This window comes from Peribacillus sp. NPDC094092 (assembly GCF_050279365.1).
Classification (GTDB): Bacteria; Bacillota; Bacilli; order Bacillales; family DSM-1321; genus Peribacillus.
The window spans coordinates 866,321-883,174 of record NZ_JBNNUC010000002.1; the positions used below are offsets into that span (position 1 = coordinate 866,321).

Consider the following 16,854-nt stretch of genomic DNA (forward strand, 5'->3'; position numbering starts at 1 on the left):
ATGAAGTAGTATCATACAGAAGAACATTTTTTAACTTGAATAAATTCACGTATTTCCTCTTTTGAAATACCAGCCCTCATAAGATCCTGCAAAATATCCATCCACTCATCATCCATGTCTACTTGATCATACAGCAAAGCATCAACCTTTATACAAAGGATTCTGGCGATTTTTTCCAAAACTAAAATAGTAGGGTTTGTTTGAAGGTTTCTTTCCAGGGAGCTTATATAGGATTTGGCAACGCCAGATTTTGTGGAGAGTTCACTAATTGACATTTTCCTTTCTTCCCTAAGCGACTTAACTCGGTAACCTATCATTTGACCACACCTAACCATTAAAATGAAAAATATAAATGATTTAAAAACTATTTCTTACAGTTTACACATTTTTCTTTTATTTTTAATGATAACTAGGCACTAAAATACTTGATAGAATAATATATATAATCGGATTTTCCTTTTTTGGTAGGCATTTAGTTAGGTGGGTTTGTGGTAAATTTTGTTAAAATACACAAACACCTAACAAAATATGGTAGTGGGTGTATACTTAGGTTAAATAAAATTTCAGGGAAAAATATTCTGGAAAATGAGTTATTTACATGCCATTAATCCATTATTTGATATTTAGAATTTTTTTCCTTTGTATTGCCGTTTTCTTTTTTGTAAAATTACTTTTGCATTTGTAAAGTATTCTTTCATTGTAAGTTTCATGTAAATTTCCTTGAAAATACATATAAATAGGTAATATTATGGTATAATGCAATAGGTCATTTTTAACATATCAGGAGGATGAAATGGAAGAAACTATTAGTATTAAAGATATTTTTAAAACTTTAAAGAAACGTTGGAAGTTAATCATGCTGCTGACATTAATTGCCGCGTTGATTAGTGGCACGATTTCTTATTTCTTATTAACACCTGTTTATCAATCTTCAACCCAAATCCTGGTTAATCAGAAACAATCGGAAAACCAATTGGACTCTAACCAAATCCGATCAAATATTGATATGATCAATACATACAGTGTGATCATTAAAAGCCCTGCCATTTTGGAGAAAGTCATTGATAAGCTTGAACTAGAGCAAAGCGTAGATCAACTTAGTGAAAAAATCACGATTAATAGTCAAGAAAATTCACAAGTTTTCTCCTTAGCGGTTCAAGATAGTAATCCCTCAGAGGCAGTAGAAATTGCAAACACAGTTTCTGAAACTTTCCAAAAGGAAATCAAGGATATCATGAACGTCGACAATGTTAGCGTACTAGCCAAGGCAGAAATAAAGGATGATCCAACTCCTGTAAAACCTAATCCATTATTGAATATCGCAATTGCGGTTGTGGTAGGATTGATGGCTGGAATGGGCTTAGCATTCATACTAGAGTTTATGGACAATACGATTAAGGACGAGGATGATATTGAGAGACTCCTAGAATTACCTATACTTGGATCGATTCAAAAGATTACACAGGTACATAATAAAGGATAATCCGGATAAGATGCAGTATGAAAGGAAGCGGGATTTTTGAGAAGTAAAGATAAAAAACAGGTGAACTTGATTGCACAGACAAATCCTAAGTCACCTATTACTGAACAATATCGATTAATTAGAACGAACATTCAATTTTCCTCAGTTGATAAAGACATACAAACTATTGTGGTGACTTCATCAGAGCCTAATGATGGTAAATCGACCACAGCTGCCAACCTCGCTATCGTATTGGCACAGGAGGATAAAAAAGTTGTGCTTGTGGATGCAGACTTAAGGAAACCATCGGTTCATTATGCCTTTAGCCTTAGTAATATAGAGGGGCTTACGAGTGTGTTAACTAAGAAAATGAGCATAGAAAAAGCACTCATGAAAACGAATGTGCCTAACCTGGAAATTTTAACGAGTGGACCGATACCGCCCAACCCTTCGGAATTATTGAATTCCAAAGCGATAGAAACAACGATTGATGTATTAAAAGGAATGTATGATTATATCATTTTTGATACACCGCCGGTTCTTGTGGTGCCGGATTCTCAGATCGTAGCCAATAAATGTGATGGCGTGATCATGGTAGTGGCGAGTGGCAAGACAAACAAACAAAGTGCAGTTAAAGCAAAGGAGCTTTTAGTGAAAGCTAATACATCCTTGCTTGGAGTTGTTTTGAATGGTGTTGAAACGGATAACAGCAATTATTATTACTATCAATCTTAATAAAATAAAACAATTTTCGACAAAATAACACCCTGTTTAATGGCAGTTTTATATGCTACTATTAGTCAGGGTATTAATTCCTATCTGAATTCTTAGTGATTAAGCCTATTATCCCATGAAGGAAGTGTGTGAAAATTGATTGACATACATTGTCACATTCTCCCAGGAGTTGATGATGGATCCGCTGACATGAAGGAAAGCTTGAGCATGGCAAAGAAAGCGGTAGAAGCAGGAATCACCCATATTTTTGCCACGCCACATCACTTAAATGAGAAATATGTAAATGTTAAAAGTAACATCATTGACCGTACAGTGCGACTAAATGAGAGTTTACAACAAGAAAACATTCCCCTAACCATTCATCTCGGACAAGAAGTTAGAATACACCGGGACATATTTACTTCACTTGAAAAGGAAGAAATCCTAACGCTGGACGATAATGACACGTATTTACTGCTAGAGCTCCCGACTGGGAGGGTTCCTACATACACACAAGAAGTGATTTATGAGTTGCAGCTGAAAGGAATCTCGCCGATTATCGTACATCCAGAGAGAAATAAGGAATTGATAACGAATCATAAACTATTATTTGAATTGGTCCAGGAAGGAGCGTTAACTCAACTTACCTCTGGCAGTATCATCGGAAACTTCGGTAAAGGTATTCAATCATTTTCAAAAAAGATAATTGAACATAATTTGGCTCATTTTATTGCAACAGATGCCCATAATATAGGCTCTAGAGGGTTCACGTTACAACATGCCTATGAAACAATCACAAAGGCATATGGAATACAACGTACATTTTATTTTAAGGAAAATGCTGAACAGCTATTAAAGAACCAAAATCTTACTGTTGAAAAACCAGTGCCATTCAAAAAGAAAATTTTAGGAATCTTTTAGATTGATTGTCAGGAAACGCTTTCATTATTATAAAAAAAATTTGCCTTCGTGTAAAGTTTTAGGGTTTATTGTTACTGAACGACCAATAGTTCGACTACAAAAAGCCCTTAGATTATAAGAGTATTTATAAAAATAGAAAAAAACATAAACAGCATATTTCATTCTTATATTAACAATGATAAGCATGTGAAATAGAATACAATACATGAAAACAGAATGTAATAGAGAGTAAATCAAACAATATTAAAAGGGGGAAATGTGGTTGGCCTACCGAAAACGATTAACACTTCTGGCCCTATTAGACTCATTAATAGTATTATCGGCCATTTATGTAAGTTATTTATTCTTATATCCGTATTTGGAAATATTTAAATTACCAACGCTCTTAGTCACATCAGTTTCTCTATTACTTAGCCATCATTTCTTTGCTTCTATTTATAAACTGTATAAGAAGGCCTGGGAATATGCAAGTATTAGGGAGTTACTGTCCATTGTCAAAGCCGTAAGCCTATCGGTAATTACTGTTATCTCCATCCAGTTAATGGTTTTTCAAGATGTTTATGTAAGAGCAATGGCATTGACGTGGATGATGCATGTCATCCTAATTGGCGGATCCCGTTTTTCATGGAGAATGCTGCGTGACCGCTTGATAAATAATCAAAAAGAAACCAGGAACACATTGGTTATTGGGGCGGGATCTGCTGGAACCATGGTTGTACGTCAACTTCTTAATAATCATGATACGGAACTTAAACCAGTCGCGTTCATTGATGATGATCCGAAAAAAGATAAGCTAGACATCTTAGGAATCCCGGTTGTGGGTAATTCTAAACATATTCCTGAAATGGTGGGGAAATTCAATATTGATAATATTGTCATTGCGATTCCCTCTTTAAGTAAGAAAGAATTGAAGGTCATCTTTGATGAATGTGTAAAAACGAATGCAAAAACGCAAATCATGCCGATGATCGAAGATATTATGTTAGGGAAAGTAGCCGTTAATCAGTTTAAAGAAGTGGAAGTAGAAGATCTTTTAGGAAGAGAACCCGTTGAATTGGATATAACCAGTATATCTGAATATGTAACAGGCAAGACAATCCTGGTTACTGGGTCTGGGGGCTCAATCGGTTCGGAGATTTGCCGTCAAATATGCAGATTCTCACCGGGCAAACTTATTCTTTTAGGACATGGGGAAAATAGTATTTATCAGATTGATATGGAACTGAAAAAGTTATATGCCGATCAAATTGAAATCATACCTGTTATCGCAGATATTCAAGACCGAGATAGGATTTTTGAAGTGATGGAAACCTACAGACCTGATGTTGTTTACCATGCTGCTGCACACAAACATGTTCCACTTATGGAATACAATCCTCGTGAAGCAGTTAAGAATAATGTTTTTGGTACAAAGAATGTTGCAGAAGCGGCAGATACTTTTGGTGTAGGTGCTTTTGTGATGATTTCATCTGATAAGGCTGTAAACCCAACAAATGTTATGGGATCAACCAAGCGCATTGCTGAAATGATCATACAGCAGTTAGCTAAAAATAGTTCAACAAAATTTGTTGCGGTTCGTTTCGGAAATGTTTTAGGCAGCAGAGGGAGTGTCATTCCTTTATTTAAAAAACAAATTCAAGCCGGTGGGCCAGTAACGGTCACCCATCCAGATATGACAAGGTATTTTATGACTATACCTGAAGCGTCCAGATTGGTCATTCAGGCAAGTTCTTTGGCTCGAGGTGGAGAGATTTTCGTTCTTGATATGGGTGAACCTGTTAAGATTGTTGAATTAGCAACAAACCTTATCCAGTTATCAGGTTATTCCATAGAGGATATTGGGATTGAATTCTCAGGAATACGTCCTGGTGAGAAAATGTATGAAGAGCTATTAGGGGAGAAAGAGGTTCATAGTGAAGCTGTGTTTCCTAAAATCTTTATAGGAAAAGCAGTACTGGAACAGGAAGAGGAAATTCATTATCTATTAAACTCATTTGACGATTTTTCCATAACAGAACTTAAAGAATTTGTTATAAATTTAGCAAATCGAAGAAAGAACAAAACTTTCTCAGCAGCAGTAAAATAGCCATAAGGAGGACTAACAAGTGAAAAAAATCACAAAAGCAATCATTCCGGCAGCCGGATTGGGTACGCGTTTTTTGCCTGCTACAAAGGCAATGCCAAAGGAGATGCTACCAATTGTTGATAAACCAACGATTCAGTACATAGTGGAGGAAGCTGTTGCATCAGGAATCGAAGATATTATAATAGTAACTGGAAAAGGAAAACGTGCAATTGAAGATCATTTTGATTTCGCTCCTGAACTCGAACAAAATCTAATGGCAAAAGGAAAAGTAGAGTTGCTCAATAAAGTACAATATTCCACTAACCTTGCTAATATCCATTACATTAGACAGAAAGAACCAAAAGGATTAGGTCACGCTGTATGGTGTGCACGTAAATTCATTGGGGATGAGCCATTTGCCGTACTTTTAGGTGATGATATTGTTCAAAGTGAAACGCCTTGCTTAAAGCAGTTGATTAATCAGTTTGAGGAAACAAACAATTCAATTATCGGAGTTCAAACCGTATCTAAAGAAGAAACAAACCGCTATGGGATAATAGATCCAGCTTTTCAAGATGGACGACTTTATCAAGTTGAAAACTTCGTTGAAAAACCAGTCTTAGGAACTGCTCCCTCCAATTTGGCAATAATGGGAAGGTATATTCTCACTCCTGAAATCTTCAGTATGCTTGATCAACAGGAAGCTGGTGCAGGAGGGGAAATTCAATTAACGGATGCGATTCAACAGTTGAACCAAATACAGCAAGTTTTTGCATATGATTTTGAAGGTAAAAGGTATGATGTTGGAGAAAAAGCTGGATTTGTGAAAACTACGATTGAGTTTGCTCTTCAAAATGAAAACATTAGAGATGAAATCATTGCTTATTTAAAAGAAGTAGTCCAAATTGGTGAAGGTACATTAGTTGAAAATTAAAATATTTATATTTAATCCGTGAATTTCAAATGAATAAAAAGAAGGAGTAATATAATGAAAAAAGTTTTAGTAACAGGTGCAGCTGGATTCATAGGTTTTCATCTTTCAAATCGCTTATTAAAAGAGGGTTTTAAGGTAATTGGCATTGATAATTTAAATGATTATTACGAAGTGAACTTAAAATACTCTCGGCTTGGATTACTCCAAGGACATGAAAACTTTACTTTTGAAAAGGCTGCATTAGAAGACAAAGAAGCAGTAGATTCGGTATTTTCTAATTACAAACCTGAAATTGTAGTTAACTTAGCTGCGCAGGCTGGGGTACGGTATAGTTTGGAAAATCCCCAAGCATATATTGAATCTAATATAGTAGGGTTCACTAATATTCTTGAAGGTAGCCGTCACCACAAAGTGGATCATTTGATTTATGCATCATCAAGCTCTGTATATGGCGCAAATACAAGTTTACCATTTTCAGTACATGATAATGTAGACCATCCAATTAGTTTATATGCTGCTACTAAAAAAGCTAATGAATTGATGGCTCATACCTATAGTCACCTTTATGGTATTCCAACTACCGGTTTAAGATTCTTTACTGTATATGGTCCATGGGGCCGACCAGATATGGCGTTATTCTTATTTACTAAAGCCATTATCACTGGCGAACCAATCAAGGTATTTAATAACGGTAATATGATGAGAGACTTTACATATGTTGACGATATTGTTGAAAGTATTTATCGTTTAACATTAAAAACACCGGAGCCGAACCTTGAATGGAACGGAAAAAAACCAGACCCCGGAACAAGTTATGCACCATATAAGGTTTATAACATTGGTAATAATAACCCAGTGAAATTAATGGATTTCATTGAGGCAATCGAAAGTAAACTAGGTATTGAAGCTAAGAAGGATTTCTTGCCTTTACAAGCAGGGGATGTTCCTGAAACATATGCAGATGTAGAGGATTTGTTTAGGGATATAAACTTCCGTCCAAAAACTTCTATTGAAAATGGTATTAGTAATTTTATAGATTGGTATCTAGAGTATTACAAGATTAACAAACAATGATTTATTTGATTTTCGAAAGGGTGTTTACGTGAAAGTTTATCCAATAATCAAGAGGTCCTTAGACTTTATACTTTCATTTACTGCAATGTTTTTTCTCTGGCCAATCTTTATAATTTTAGCAGTAATAATAAAAATAGACTCTAAGGGACCGATATTCTTCAAGCAAAAACGTGTAGGAAAAAACAAAGAGCATTTTCATATACTTAAATTTAGAACAATGAGGTCAGATACACCAAAGGATATGCCTACTCATTTGTTACAGAACCCAGATGCATTTATAACTAAAAGTGGAAAGTTTTTAAGGAAAACAAGTCTTGATGAACTACCTCAGATTATTAATATTCTAAAAGGAGATATGAGCATTATAGGCCCTAGACCTGCTCTATGGAATCAGTATGATTTAATTATCGAAAGAGATAAGTATGGCTCTAATGACATATATCCTGGCCTGACAGGTTGGGCTCAAGTAAACGGTAGGGACGAGCTACCTATAGAAGTTAAAGCGTCATTTGATGGAGAATATGTTGAAAAAATGAGTCTTTCATTTGATATAAAGGTCTTTATTAAGACAGTATTTAGTGTGCTTAGAAGTGAGGGAGTTAAAGAGGGGAGTAGTGAAGTAAAAACTGAACTTAAGAAAAAAATTAATAGTTAAAGTATTGTAGGGGGGAATTATGCTATTAGTTACAGGTATTACAGGGCATACAGGTAGGTATTTTCTACAAGAACTAGTGAAAAATAACTACAAAGACCCAATAAGGTGTATTGTAAGAAAAAATAGTAATGTTGAGTTATTAAAAAGAAGTGGTCTTGATATTGAAATAGTGGTCGGTGACTTGAACGATGAAAATTTCACAAATGAAATTATGAAAGATATTCACACAGTAATGCATATCTATAATATTCATCATTCTCCTAGTATAATACAAGCGGGTATTGCTAATAAAATAAAAAGAGCAATCTTAGTCCATACCACGGGTATTTATTCTAAATTTAAAGATGCTTCAATTGAATATATAAAGATAGAGAAAGAAGTAATAGAATTAGCCAAACAAAGTAGATTGAATTTAACTATATTGAGACCTACAATGATTTATGGTGACATGTGTGATCATAATATGAGTAAGTTTATAAAAATGATAAATAAAATGAAAATATATCCATTAATCGATAGTGGGAAAGGGTTAATTCAGCCTGTAAATGCTAGAGACTTAGGACAAGCATATTATAATGTTTTAATGAACCCTGAATTAACAAGTAATAAGCAATACAATCTGTCTGGGGATAAGCCAATTAGCATAAAAGTAGCACTTTCTATGATAAGCAATAAATTAAATAAAAAAACATTATTTATTCCTGTTTCATTAAAGTTAAGTTCTTATACTGCAAGCGTAATCAAAATTCTATCTCTTGGTAAAATAGATATAGTTGAAAAAGTCCTACGGATGGGAGAGAATCGGGCTTATAGTCATGAGTTAGCCACAAAAGACTTTAACTATACTCCAATGGATTTTGAAAAAGGAATAGAAATGGAAATAAATGAGTTTAATAATTAAGAGAATAAATAACACTAAAAATGAAAGTTGGCCTCTTTTATGAAAGTTATGATTTTATCAAGTTACGCTCCTACTTTGTTCTATTTTAGAGAAGATATGATGAAAGCAATGATTAATAATGGCCATGAAGTGATAGCAGCTGCTCCTGAACCAGTGGAAGAATGGGGGCATAAATTCAAAGAGCGTAATATAAAATATGTTTCTATTCAAGGAATAGAGCGTACTGGGACGAATCCAGTAAAAGATATTAGTGGTTTTTTTTCAATTCTTAAACAAATAAAAAAGGAAAAGCCAGATAAAGTTTTTGCTTATCAAGCAAAAACTATTATTTACGGTTGTTTAGCAGCTAAACTCGCAGGAGTAAAAGGGATTTATGCCCTAATGGGCGGGCTTGGTTCTGTATTTCGTAATAATGGCCAAAAAAGTTTTGCAAGAGATATTCTTAAAATAGAGTATAAATATGCTTTTAATGTCTGCGATAAAGTCTTTTTTCAAAACAAAGATGATTGTAATGAGATAATTAAGGCGGACTTATTAAAAAAGAATAAAATAATTATGATTAATGGCTCAGGTGTTAATTTAGATAAGTTTACAGAAAAAAACATTCCTGATAATCCAGTATTTTTATTCGTAGGAAGAATCATAAGGGATAAAGGAATAATTGAATACACTGAAGCTGCAAAAATAGTGAAAGAAAAATATCCTGAAGCAAGAATTCAGATATTAGGCTATTTTGATACAAATCCAACTGCAATTAAAGAAGAAGAGATTTATGAATACGTAAATAAAGGAGTAATTGAGTATTTAGGATCTTCTGATGATGTAAGGCCGTTTCTTGAAAAATGCTCAGTATATGTTTTGCCTTCTTATCATGAAGGAACACCTAAAAGTGTACTTGAAGCGATGGCTACGGGTCGCCCTATAATAACAACAGATGCTCCTGGTTGTAGAGAAACAGTAGTTAATAATACTAATGGTTTCTTAGTTCCAGTAAAAAACGCCAATAAGCTTGCTGAAAAAATGATTTGGATGATCGAGCATAAAAAAGAAGTTGAAAGAATGGGACAAGAAAGTCTCAGAATCTGTAAAGAAAAATTTGACGTAAACAAAGTTAATGAAGTGATATTAAAAACTATGGATTTATAAAATAAAATATTTCTAAAAGGGAAGGTAATCAATGAGTTTATATGAGGAAATAAAACAAAGAAAAGAAAAAATATCAGTTATTGGACTTGGTTATGTAGGTATGCCACTAGCGATATCATTTGCGAAAGTTACAGATGTTATCGGTTTTGATATTTCAAAAGAAAAGGTACAAAATTATTTAAATGGAATTGATGTTACTAAAGAAGTTGGAAACAAAGCGATAGAAGAAACTAAAGCATTACTTACATGGGAAGAAAAGAATTTAAGAGATTGCAAGTTTCATATAGTTGCTGTCCCAACTCCAATAAATTCAGACAAAACACCTGATTTAAAGCCTGTAATTGGAGCTAGTAAGACAGTTGGAAGAAACCTTACTAAAGGATCAATAGTTGTATTTGAATCGACTGTATATCCTGGTGTAACAGAAGATATATGTGTGCCTATATTAGAAGAAGAATCAGGATTAAAATATGGTGTGGACTTTAAGGTTGGTTACTCTCCAGAAAGAATTAATCCAGGTGATAAAGTACATAGACTTGAAACTATTGTAAAAGTTGTTGCTGGGATGGATGAAGAGTCACTAGGTGAAATTGCTAATGTTTACGAAATGATAATTGAAGCTGGGGTGTATAGAGCTGAAAGTATTAAAGTAGCAGAAGCAGCTAAGGTTATTGAAAATTCTCAGAGAGATATTAACATTGCCTTTATGAATGAGCTATCTATTATTTTTAATAAGATGGGGATAGATACGAAATCAGTTTTGGAAGCAGCTGGTACAAAGTGGAACTTCTTGAATTTTTCTCCGGGTCTTGTAGGTGGACACTGTATTGGTGTTGACCCATATTACCTGACCTATAAAGCAGAAGAAATGGGATACCACTCTCAAATTGTTCTTTCTGGTAGAAAAATTAATGATGATATGGGCAAGTATGTTGCTGAAAATACAGTGAAAAATTTGATTAAAGCTGATAAGCAAATTAAAGGTGCAAAAGTAGCTATTTTTGGCATTACTTTCAAAGAAAACTGTCCTGATGTAAGAAATACAAAAGTGATAGATATAAAATTGGAATTAGAGGAATATGGTATTGATGTAAAAGTAGTAGACCCATTAGCAGATAAAGAAGATTTATGGCATGAATATAGAATTAATCCTTGTGATATTAATGAAATAAAAGAAATGGATGCTTTGATTTTTGCAGTACCTCATGAAGAATTCAAATCTTTGAATATTAAAGATATTAGGAAAATGTATTGGAATCATAAACCGGTTTTAGTTGATGTTAAAGGAATGTTTAATAGAAAAGAAGTGGAGAGTGAAAACTTTTTATACTGGAGACTCTAACTAATTATTTGTTTAACGATCTTTTGGTGAATTATATTAAAATTGGTTTTAAAGTATTAACTTATACTACAATTATCTTTTTTTAGGGGCCATTGTAATATGGCCCTATCTTAATTTGACTATTGATTTAAATAGTCAATATTGGGTTTTAAATTATTTTTTATGAAAATCAAAAGGAAAAGTTTGAAAAAAGGAGAGTTTATATGAAAGTACTCCATATTATTAATAATCTAGGTTCTGGTGGTGCAGAAAAACTAATAGAAGAATCTTTGCCATTATTTAATAAGATTGAAGGAGTAAAAGTAGATGTTTTACTACTTACAGACGATAATAATGTTTTTCAGAATAACTTAAATGAATTTAATGTAAATGTATTACCTTTAAAAAAAGTATATAGTCCATTAAATATATTTTATATAAGAAATTTTATTATTAAGGGGAAATATAATATTGTTCATACTCATTTATTTCCAACAAATTATTGGACATCGATTGCTTCAAAATTAATATTTAAAAATAAACCTTCGTTTATTACTACAGAACATAATACACATAACAGAAGACGAGAAAAATTCTATTTTAGATATTTAGATAGAATTATATATTCAAATTATTCTAGAGTAATTTCTATTAGTCAGAAAACTCAGGAAAATTTAACATCCTGGTTGGACTCTAAACAAAAAAGTTTCGAGAAATATCTCGTGATTGAAAATGGAATTAATTTCGAAAAATTTCACAAATCAAAACCTTATCTTAAATCACAAATCAATGAAAAATTCAATGAAGAAAAAATATTAATATGCATGGTAGGGAGCTTTTCAAAACAAAAAGATCAAATTACGTTAATTAAGGCAATGAAAGGTTTATCAGAAGATGTACATTTATTGTTAATAGGAGAAGGATCTTTAAAAGCTCAAAATGAATATTTGGCAAAAGAATTAGGAATAGAACATAGAATACACTTTTTGGGATTTAGAAATGATGTTGCCAGAATTTATAAGACTTCAGATATAGTTGTACTCTCTTCAAAGTGGGAAGGTTTTGGATTAGCTGCAGTTGAGGGAATGGCTACTGGAAAGCCAGTAATAGCAAGTGACGTTACAGGTTTAAAGGAAGTGGTAGAAGGAGCGGGGATTTTGTTTAAGAAAGGTGATAGTTTAGATCTAGCTGAAAATATTAATAATCTAATTATCAATGGGGAAGAATATAACAAGGTTTCAGATAAGTGTTTAAAAAGAGCTAGTAATTATAGTATTGAAAAAATGGTAGAAGGTTATATGAATTTATATTTAAAGGTATGACACTACAAATTAAATTATATTTTTGAATGGCTAAAAAGAATGGTTGCATTTCTATATAATACTTTAAATGACAGGTTAAGAGATGAGTAAAAAGAAAAATAAGGAGAAATTCAATGTACAAAAAAGTTAAAATACTACATTATGTCCCTGGGTTTGATCATGGTGGGATAGAATCACGATTGATTGATTGGTATAAAAACATAGATAGGGATAAAATACAATTCGATTTAATCAAATTAACGCCAGATACAGAAAATCCCCTTATAGTAAAATTTAAAGAATTAGGAGGTAAGGTATATACTCTACCAAAATTTTCACCTAAGACATACTTCAAATACCAGAAAGAGTTAAAAAAGTTCTTTAATGAACATGATTATAATGCAGTACACTGTCATTCACCAATAACAGGACACTTTGTTCTCCAAAGAGCTATGAAAAGTGGCATTCCTATAAGAATTCTGCATTCAAGAACAACTCAATTTAATAGTGATAGTTCTTTCATACCTATTAGAAATTATTTGAAAAAATTATCGACTATTTATGCAACAGACTATTTTGCCTGTTCAAAAGAAGCTGGTACTTGGTTATTTGGTGAGAAAGCTATACTAGATAAGAAAGTTAAAATCATAGATAATGGAATAGAGGCAGAAAATTTTATTTTTAATAATAATACTAGAATGAAACTTCGAGAGAAATTAAAACTAAATAATAACTTTGTAATTGGAAATGTTGGGAGATTTTCAACTGTTAAAAATCATTCCTTTATGATTGATATTTTTAATGAGATATGCAAAGTAAATAAGAATTCTATATTAATGCTTTTAGGTGACGGGCCAACTGAAGAAAATATCAAGGCAAAGGTTAAAGAATTAAACTTGGTTGATAAGGTACTGTTTTTGGGTAGGCAAACGGACGTTGAAAAATATTTGCAAGCTATGGATGTGTTTTTATTTCCATCTCAATTTGAAGGTTTTGGTACAGTTGCTATAGAAGCACAAACTGCTGGTTTAAGGTGTATAGTATCCGATGGAGTACCTTTTTCAGTTGATGTTACTGATTTAATTGAACATTTACCATTGTCCATTGGTCCTGAAAAATGGGCTGATAATATATTACAATATTCAAAAGGTTACAAGCGCAATAATATGTATGAAGAAATAGTTAGAGCAGGGTTCGATGTTAAAAGTACTATAAAGTTCTTAGAGAAGTTTTACTTATCTGATCTTTGAGTGTATATTAACCTAGGTTAATATACAGAAAAAAAGCACCAGCATTTTATACAGGTTATCTTAATTGGATTTTTTTATTTATGGAAGAAAATCTCAAAAAAATATACTCAAAGCGTAAATTTTGCAAATTGCTTAAAGGATTTAATTATGTGGGCTGGAAAATAAAAAATGAATTATAAACAAAAATTATGATTTAGCTGTTTTGCGATGGAGGATTATATGTTGCGTTTTCTATACTTTATAAATTTCAATTTTTTAAACAAAAATAATGGTAATAGGTCTATTAAGAAAATTAAATATATTATACTAAGAAAGATTGCAAATCTTTGGGTAAACCTTCTCTATAGATTACCATTTAAGTATAAAACGATAGGTATTAATAATAATGTTAAAAGACAAAATAAAGTTATCGTTTCCCTTACAACATTTCCAGCTAGAATTGACGTTATCTGGATAGCTATAGAATCACTTCTAAGACAGACATATAGACCAGATGAAATAATATTATGGTTAGCAAAAGATCAATTTAATGGGTTAGATAACTTACCTAAAAAATTAATTGAACAACAAAAAAGGGGATTGAGCATTCGTTTTTGTGATGAAGATTTAAGGTCACATAAAAAGTATTACTATGCTTTTAAGGAATATCCAAAAGACATCATTATAACAGTAGATGATGATGTTATTTATCCAAAAAATACGCTGGAGGTCTTAATAGAGCTAAATAAAATTTATCCCAACAATATCTGTTGTAATCGAGCTCATTTAATAAAAATGAAAAAAGATAAAACGATAGAAAGTTATAAAAAATGGACTCATAATCCTACTGGTTTTATAGGCCCTTCAAAATTATTATGCCCTACAGGTGTCAGTGGTGTACTTTATCCCCCAAATTCAATTGATTTAGAAGTCTTTAATAAAGATAGTATTAGGAGTCTATGTTTCTATGCAGACGATCTTTGGCTAAAAATAATGTCATTGAAAAATAATACTAGTGTAATTAAATCATCCAACTTTTCCTATGATCTTTTTACAATTGAGTCTAGCCAAAAGGAATCTCTAGGAGAGATTAATGTTGCTGGAAACAAGAATGATGAGCAACTTAAGTCAGTATTAAATAAGTATAATGTACCTTTTGATTGAGTTTTCATGAAAATCAACAATAGTGAGATACCCTCATTATTGTTGATTTTGATATTAACTTGTGTGTTCAAATGATATTTTTTCTCTGCTAAGGTTATTGATGTCTAGGAAGAGATTAAAAAATTAATTATAATTAACATCTTTTCTAAAGAAATATATATCAATAGGTTAGATAAGTTAAATTTTCAATTTCACTAAGGCAGAATATACTGTTTAATATTTAAGTGATCTAATTTAATTAAGAAGAAATGAGAAATAAAAGTTACTAACGGTGCAAATGGTCACGACTGTTTTTCGGGTAGGAGATAAAACACATGAATAACAATTTAATTAAAAAATTTCTTTCTTTTTCATATGGTAGTTTTTTAGGTCTTATTATTGGATTTATTACAACGATGATAACAACAAGAATATTGCAGCCAGAGGAATTCGGTAAAGTTTCGATGTTTACTTTAGCAATTAATATATCAATGATATTTGCTATTTTTGGCACGGATCAAGCATTTGTCAGGTTTTTTTATGAAGAGGAAAAATCTAAAAGAGGCGGTTTACTATATAATTGTTTGAAACCAGTCTTCTATTTAACTTTATTTTTACTTCTGACATTTTTATTCTTCCAAAAAAAATTATCTCTAATGTTATTTGGGGAGTACAATAGTATAGTTGCAGTAATGTTGGCGTTGGGGATTGTAGTACAGATTCTATACAGGTATGCTTCCTTGGTAATTAGAATGCAACAAAAGGGGCATTTATTTTCTTTAATTGAGTTATTAAATCGTATATTTACATTCATTTTAATTATAATGTTTTACTTAATAATGGGCCCTACTTTTGAAATAGTTGTATATTCAACAGTGTTTACCTTTTTATTACTTACTATTTATCTAATATATAATCAAAAGAATATCTGGAGTTTTAAGTACTTTTCAGAGAATTCTTTAAAGCATAATAATAAAGATATACTTAAATATAGTTATCCACTAGTCTTAACAACTCTAATTACATGGCTTTTTGAAGCGTTTGATAAAATTGCTTTAAGACAATGGGCGGATTTTCAAGAATTAGGGTTATATTCTTCCGCTTTCAAAATTGTAGCTCTACTTACAATTTTCCAGAAGGTCTTCGCAACTTTTTGGACCCCAGTAGCATATGAATCTTTTGAAAATAACCCCAAAAACACGATGATTTATAGTAACGTATCAAAAATAGTTACTTTCTTAATGTCTATTGTAGCAATAGTAACGATCATGGCTAAAGATTTAATTGTAGTTTTACTTGGGCCCGAATATCAAGAGGCTAGTAAAATTCTTCCTTTTCTAGTTTTTATGCCATTGATGTATACAATTTCTGAAACAACTGTATTAGGTATAAATTTTTATAAAAAGCCTAAATGGCATATTGTAATAGCGGGTGTTTCTTGTATATGTAATATAATAGGGAATTGGGTATTGGTTCCACAATTTGGAGGGTTAGGAGCTGCACTTTCTACAGCTTTCTCTTTTCTTGTGTTTTTTATGTTAAGAACACATATTTCTCTAAAATATTATAAAGTGAATTATGGACTAGGGAAGTTATATACCTCAATTGTAATTGTTACTATAGTTAGTAGTCTTGCAACTTTTAATGATAGGTTTTTATTTAATTTGGTTTTTGGAGCTATTTGCATTATTTTTTTAGTTTTTCTATATATTAAAGATATAAAGTATATATACGCATTAAAGCGGACTTAATATCCGGTAATATTAGCCGGATATTAAGTCCTAAATAATAATGTTTGAAGTTCGTCGTAAGTTTTCAGATTTCTTTTGTGAAAAGACGATATTTGTTTGCTAAAACTCTATGGGGTATAAACACAACAAGGAACTATAATATAAGTGGTTCTGTGGAACGTGATTAATTTTGAGTATTGTATTTAGATTTTTGGTGGATAGCTTCTTATATAAAATTTATTAAGTACGAAACAAGAT

At 31.9% G+C, this 16,854-nt stretch carries 15 protein-coding genes; 14 read left to right on the forward strand and 1 reads right to left on the reverse strand.

The annotated features are described in order from the left end of the window. Positions 1-11: 11 nt before the first annotated feature. A complete protein-coding gene (locus ACQKNS_RS13170; protein WP_427643448.1) occupies positions 12-335 on the reverse strand; it encodes a helix-turn-helix domain-containing protein in 324 nt (107 codons plus the stop codon). A gap of 458 nt (positions 336-793) precedes the next feature. On the opposite strand from ACQKNS_RS13170, the gene ACQKNS_RS13175 reads away from it, so the two are divergent. The 14 genes from ACQKNS_RS13175 (at position 794) to ACQKNS_RS13240 (ending at position 16,617) form a co-directional block, all read left to right on the forward strand. Beyond that, a complete protein-coding gene (locus ACQKNS_RS13175; protein ID WP_427643449.1) occupies positions 794-1,483 on the forward strand; it encodes a YveK family protein in 690 nt (229 codons plus the stop codon). A 36-nt stretch (positions 1,484-1,519) separates the two neighbouring features. Continuing rightward, on the forward strand, positions 1,520-2,197 hold the full coding sequence (locus ACQKNS_RS13180) for a CpsD/CapB family tyrosine-protein kinase (protein ID WP_427643451.1): 678 nt from the start codon (positions 1,520-1,522) through the stop codon (positions 2,195-2,197). Positions 2,198-2,332: 135 nt separating this feature from the next. Then, positions 2,333-3,097, forward strand: a complete 765-nt coding sequence (locus ACQKNS_RS13185) for a tyrosine-protein phosphatase (RefSeq protein WP_427643453.1) — start codon at positions 2,333-2,335, stop codon at positions 3,095-3,097. Positions 3,098-3,359: 262 nt separating this feature from the next. Beyond that, positions 3,360-5,183 carry a polysaccharide biosynthesis protein gene (locus ACQKNS_RS13190; protein WP_427643455.1) on the forward strand — a complete coding sequence of 608 codons (1,824 nt, stop codon included), beginning with the start codon at positions 3,360-3,362 and terminating at the stop codon, positions 5,181-5,183. 19 nt (positions 5,184-5,202) lie between these two features. Then, entirely contained in the window at positions 5,203-6,096 is an 894-nt protein-coding gene (galU, locus tag ACQKNS_RS13195; protein ID WP_427643457.1) for a UTP--glucose-1-phosphate uridylyltransferase GalU, read from the forward strand. 54 nt (positions 6,097-6,150) lie between these two features. Continuing rightward, complete coding sequence (locus ACQKNS_RS13200) at positions 6,151-7,170, forward strand: NAD-dependent epimerase (RefSeq protein ID WP_427643459.1); 1,020 nt, start codon at positions 6,151-6,153, stop codon at positions 7,168-7,170. Positions 7,171-7,198: 28 nt separating this feature from the next. Beyond that, the gene (locus ACQKNS_RS13205; protein ID WP_427643461.1) at positions 7,199-7,825 is read left to right on the forward strand and encodes a sugar transferase; all 627 of its coding nucleotides are present in this window, start codon (positions 7,199-7,201) and stop codon (positions 7,823-7,825) included. Between the two features lie 19 nt (positions 7,826-7,844). Then, positions 7,845-8,726 carry an SDR family oxidoreductase gene (locus ACQKNS_RS13210; RefSeq protein ID WP_427643463.1) on the forward strand — a complete coding sequence of 294 codons (882 nt, stop codon included), beginning with the start codon at positions 7,845-7,847 and terminating at the stop codon, positions 8,724-8,726. Between the two features lie 39 nt (positions 8,727-8,765). Then, positions 8,766-9,872: a glycosyltransferase family 4 protein gene (locus ACQKNS_RS13215; RefSeq protein WP_427643464.1), complete on the forward strand. Its 1,107-nt coding sequence runs from the start codon at positions 8,766-8,768 to the stop codon at positions 9,870-9,872. Between the two features lie 31 nt (positions 9,873-9,903). Continuing rightward, positions 9,904-11,214 (forward strand): nucleotide sugar dehydrogenase, encoded by a 1,311-nt coding sequence (locus ACQKNS_RS13220; protein WP_427643466.1) that lies wholly within the window; start codon positions 9,904-9,906, stop codon positions 11,212-11,214. Positions 11,215-11,417: 203 nt separating this feature from the next. Further along, on the forward strand, positions 11,418-12,515 hold the full coding sequence (locus ACQKNS_RS13225; RefSeq protein WP_427643468.1) for a glycosyltransferase: 1,098 nt from the start codon (positions 11,418-11,420) through the stop codon (positions 12,513-12,515). A 113-nt stretch (positions 12,516-12,628) separates the two neighbouring features. Further along, complete coding sequence (locus ACQKNS_RS13230; protein ID WP_427643470.1) at positions 12,629-13,744, forward strand: glycosyltransferase family 1 protein; 1,116 nt, start codon at positions 12,629-12,631, stop codon at positions 13,742-13,744. Positions 13,745-13,963: 219 nt separating this feature from the next. Further along, on the forward strand, positions 13,964-14,887 hold the full coding sequence (locus ACQKNS_RS13235; protein WP_427643472.1) for a glycosyltransferase: 924 nt from the start codon (positions 13,964-13,966) through the stop codon (positions 14,885-14,887). Positions 14,888-15,201: 314 nt separating this feature from the next. After that, the gene (locus ACQKNS_RS13240) at positions 15,202-16,617 is read left to right on the forward strand and encodes a lipopolysaccharide biosynthesis protein (protein ID WP_427643473.1); all 1,416 of its coding nucleotides are present in this window, start codon (positions 15,202-15,204) and stop codon (positions 16,615-16,617) included. Positions 16,618-16,854: the final 237 nt, after the last annotated feature.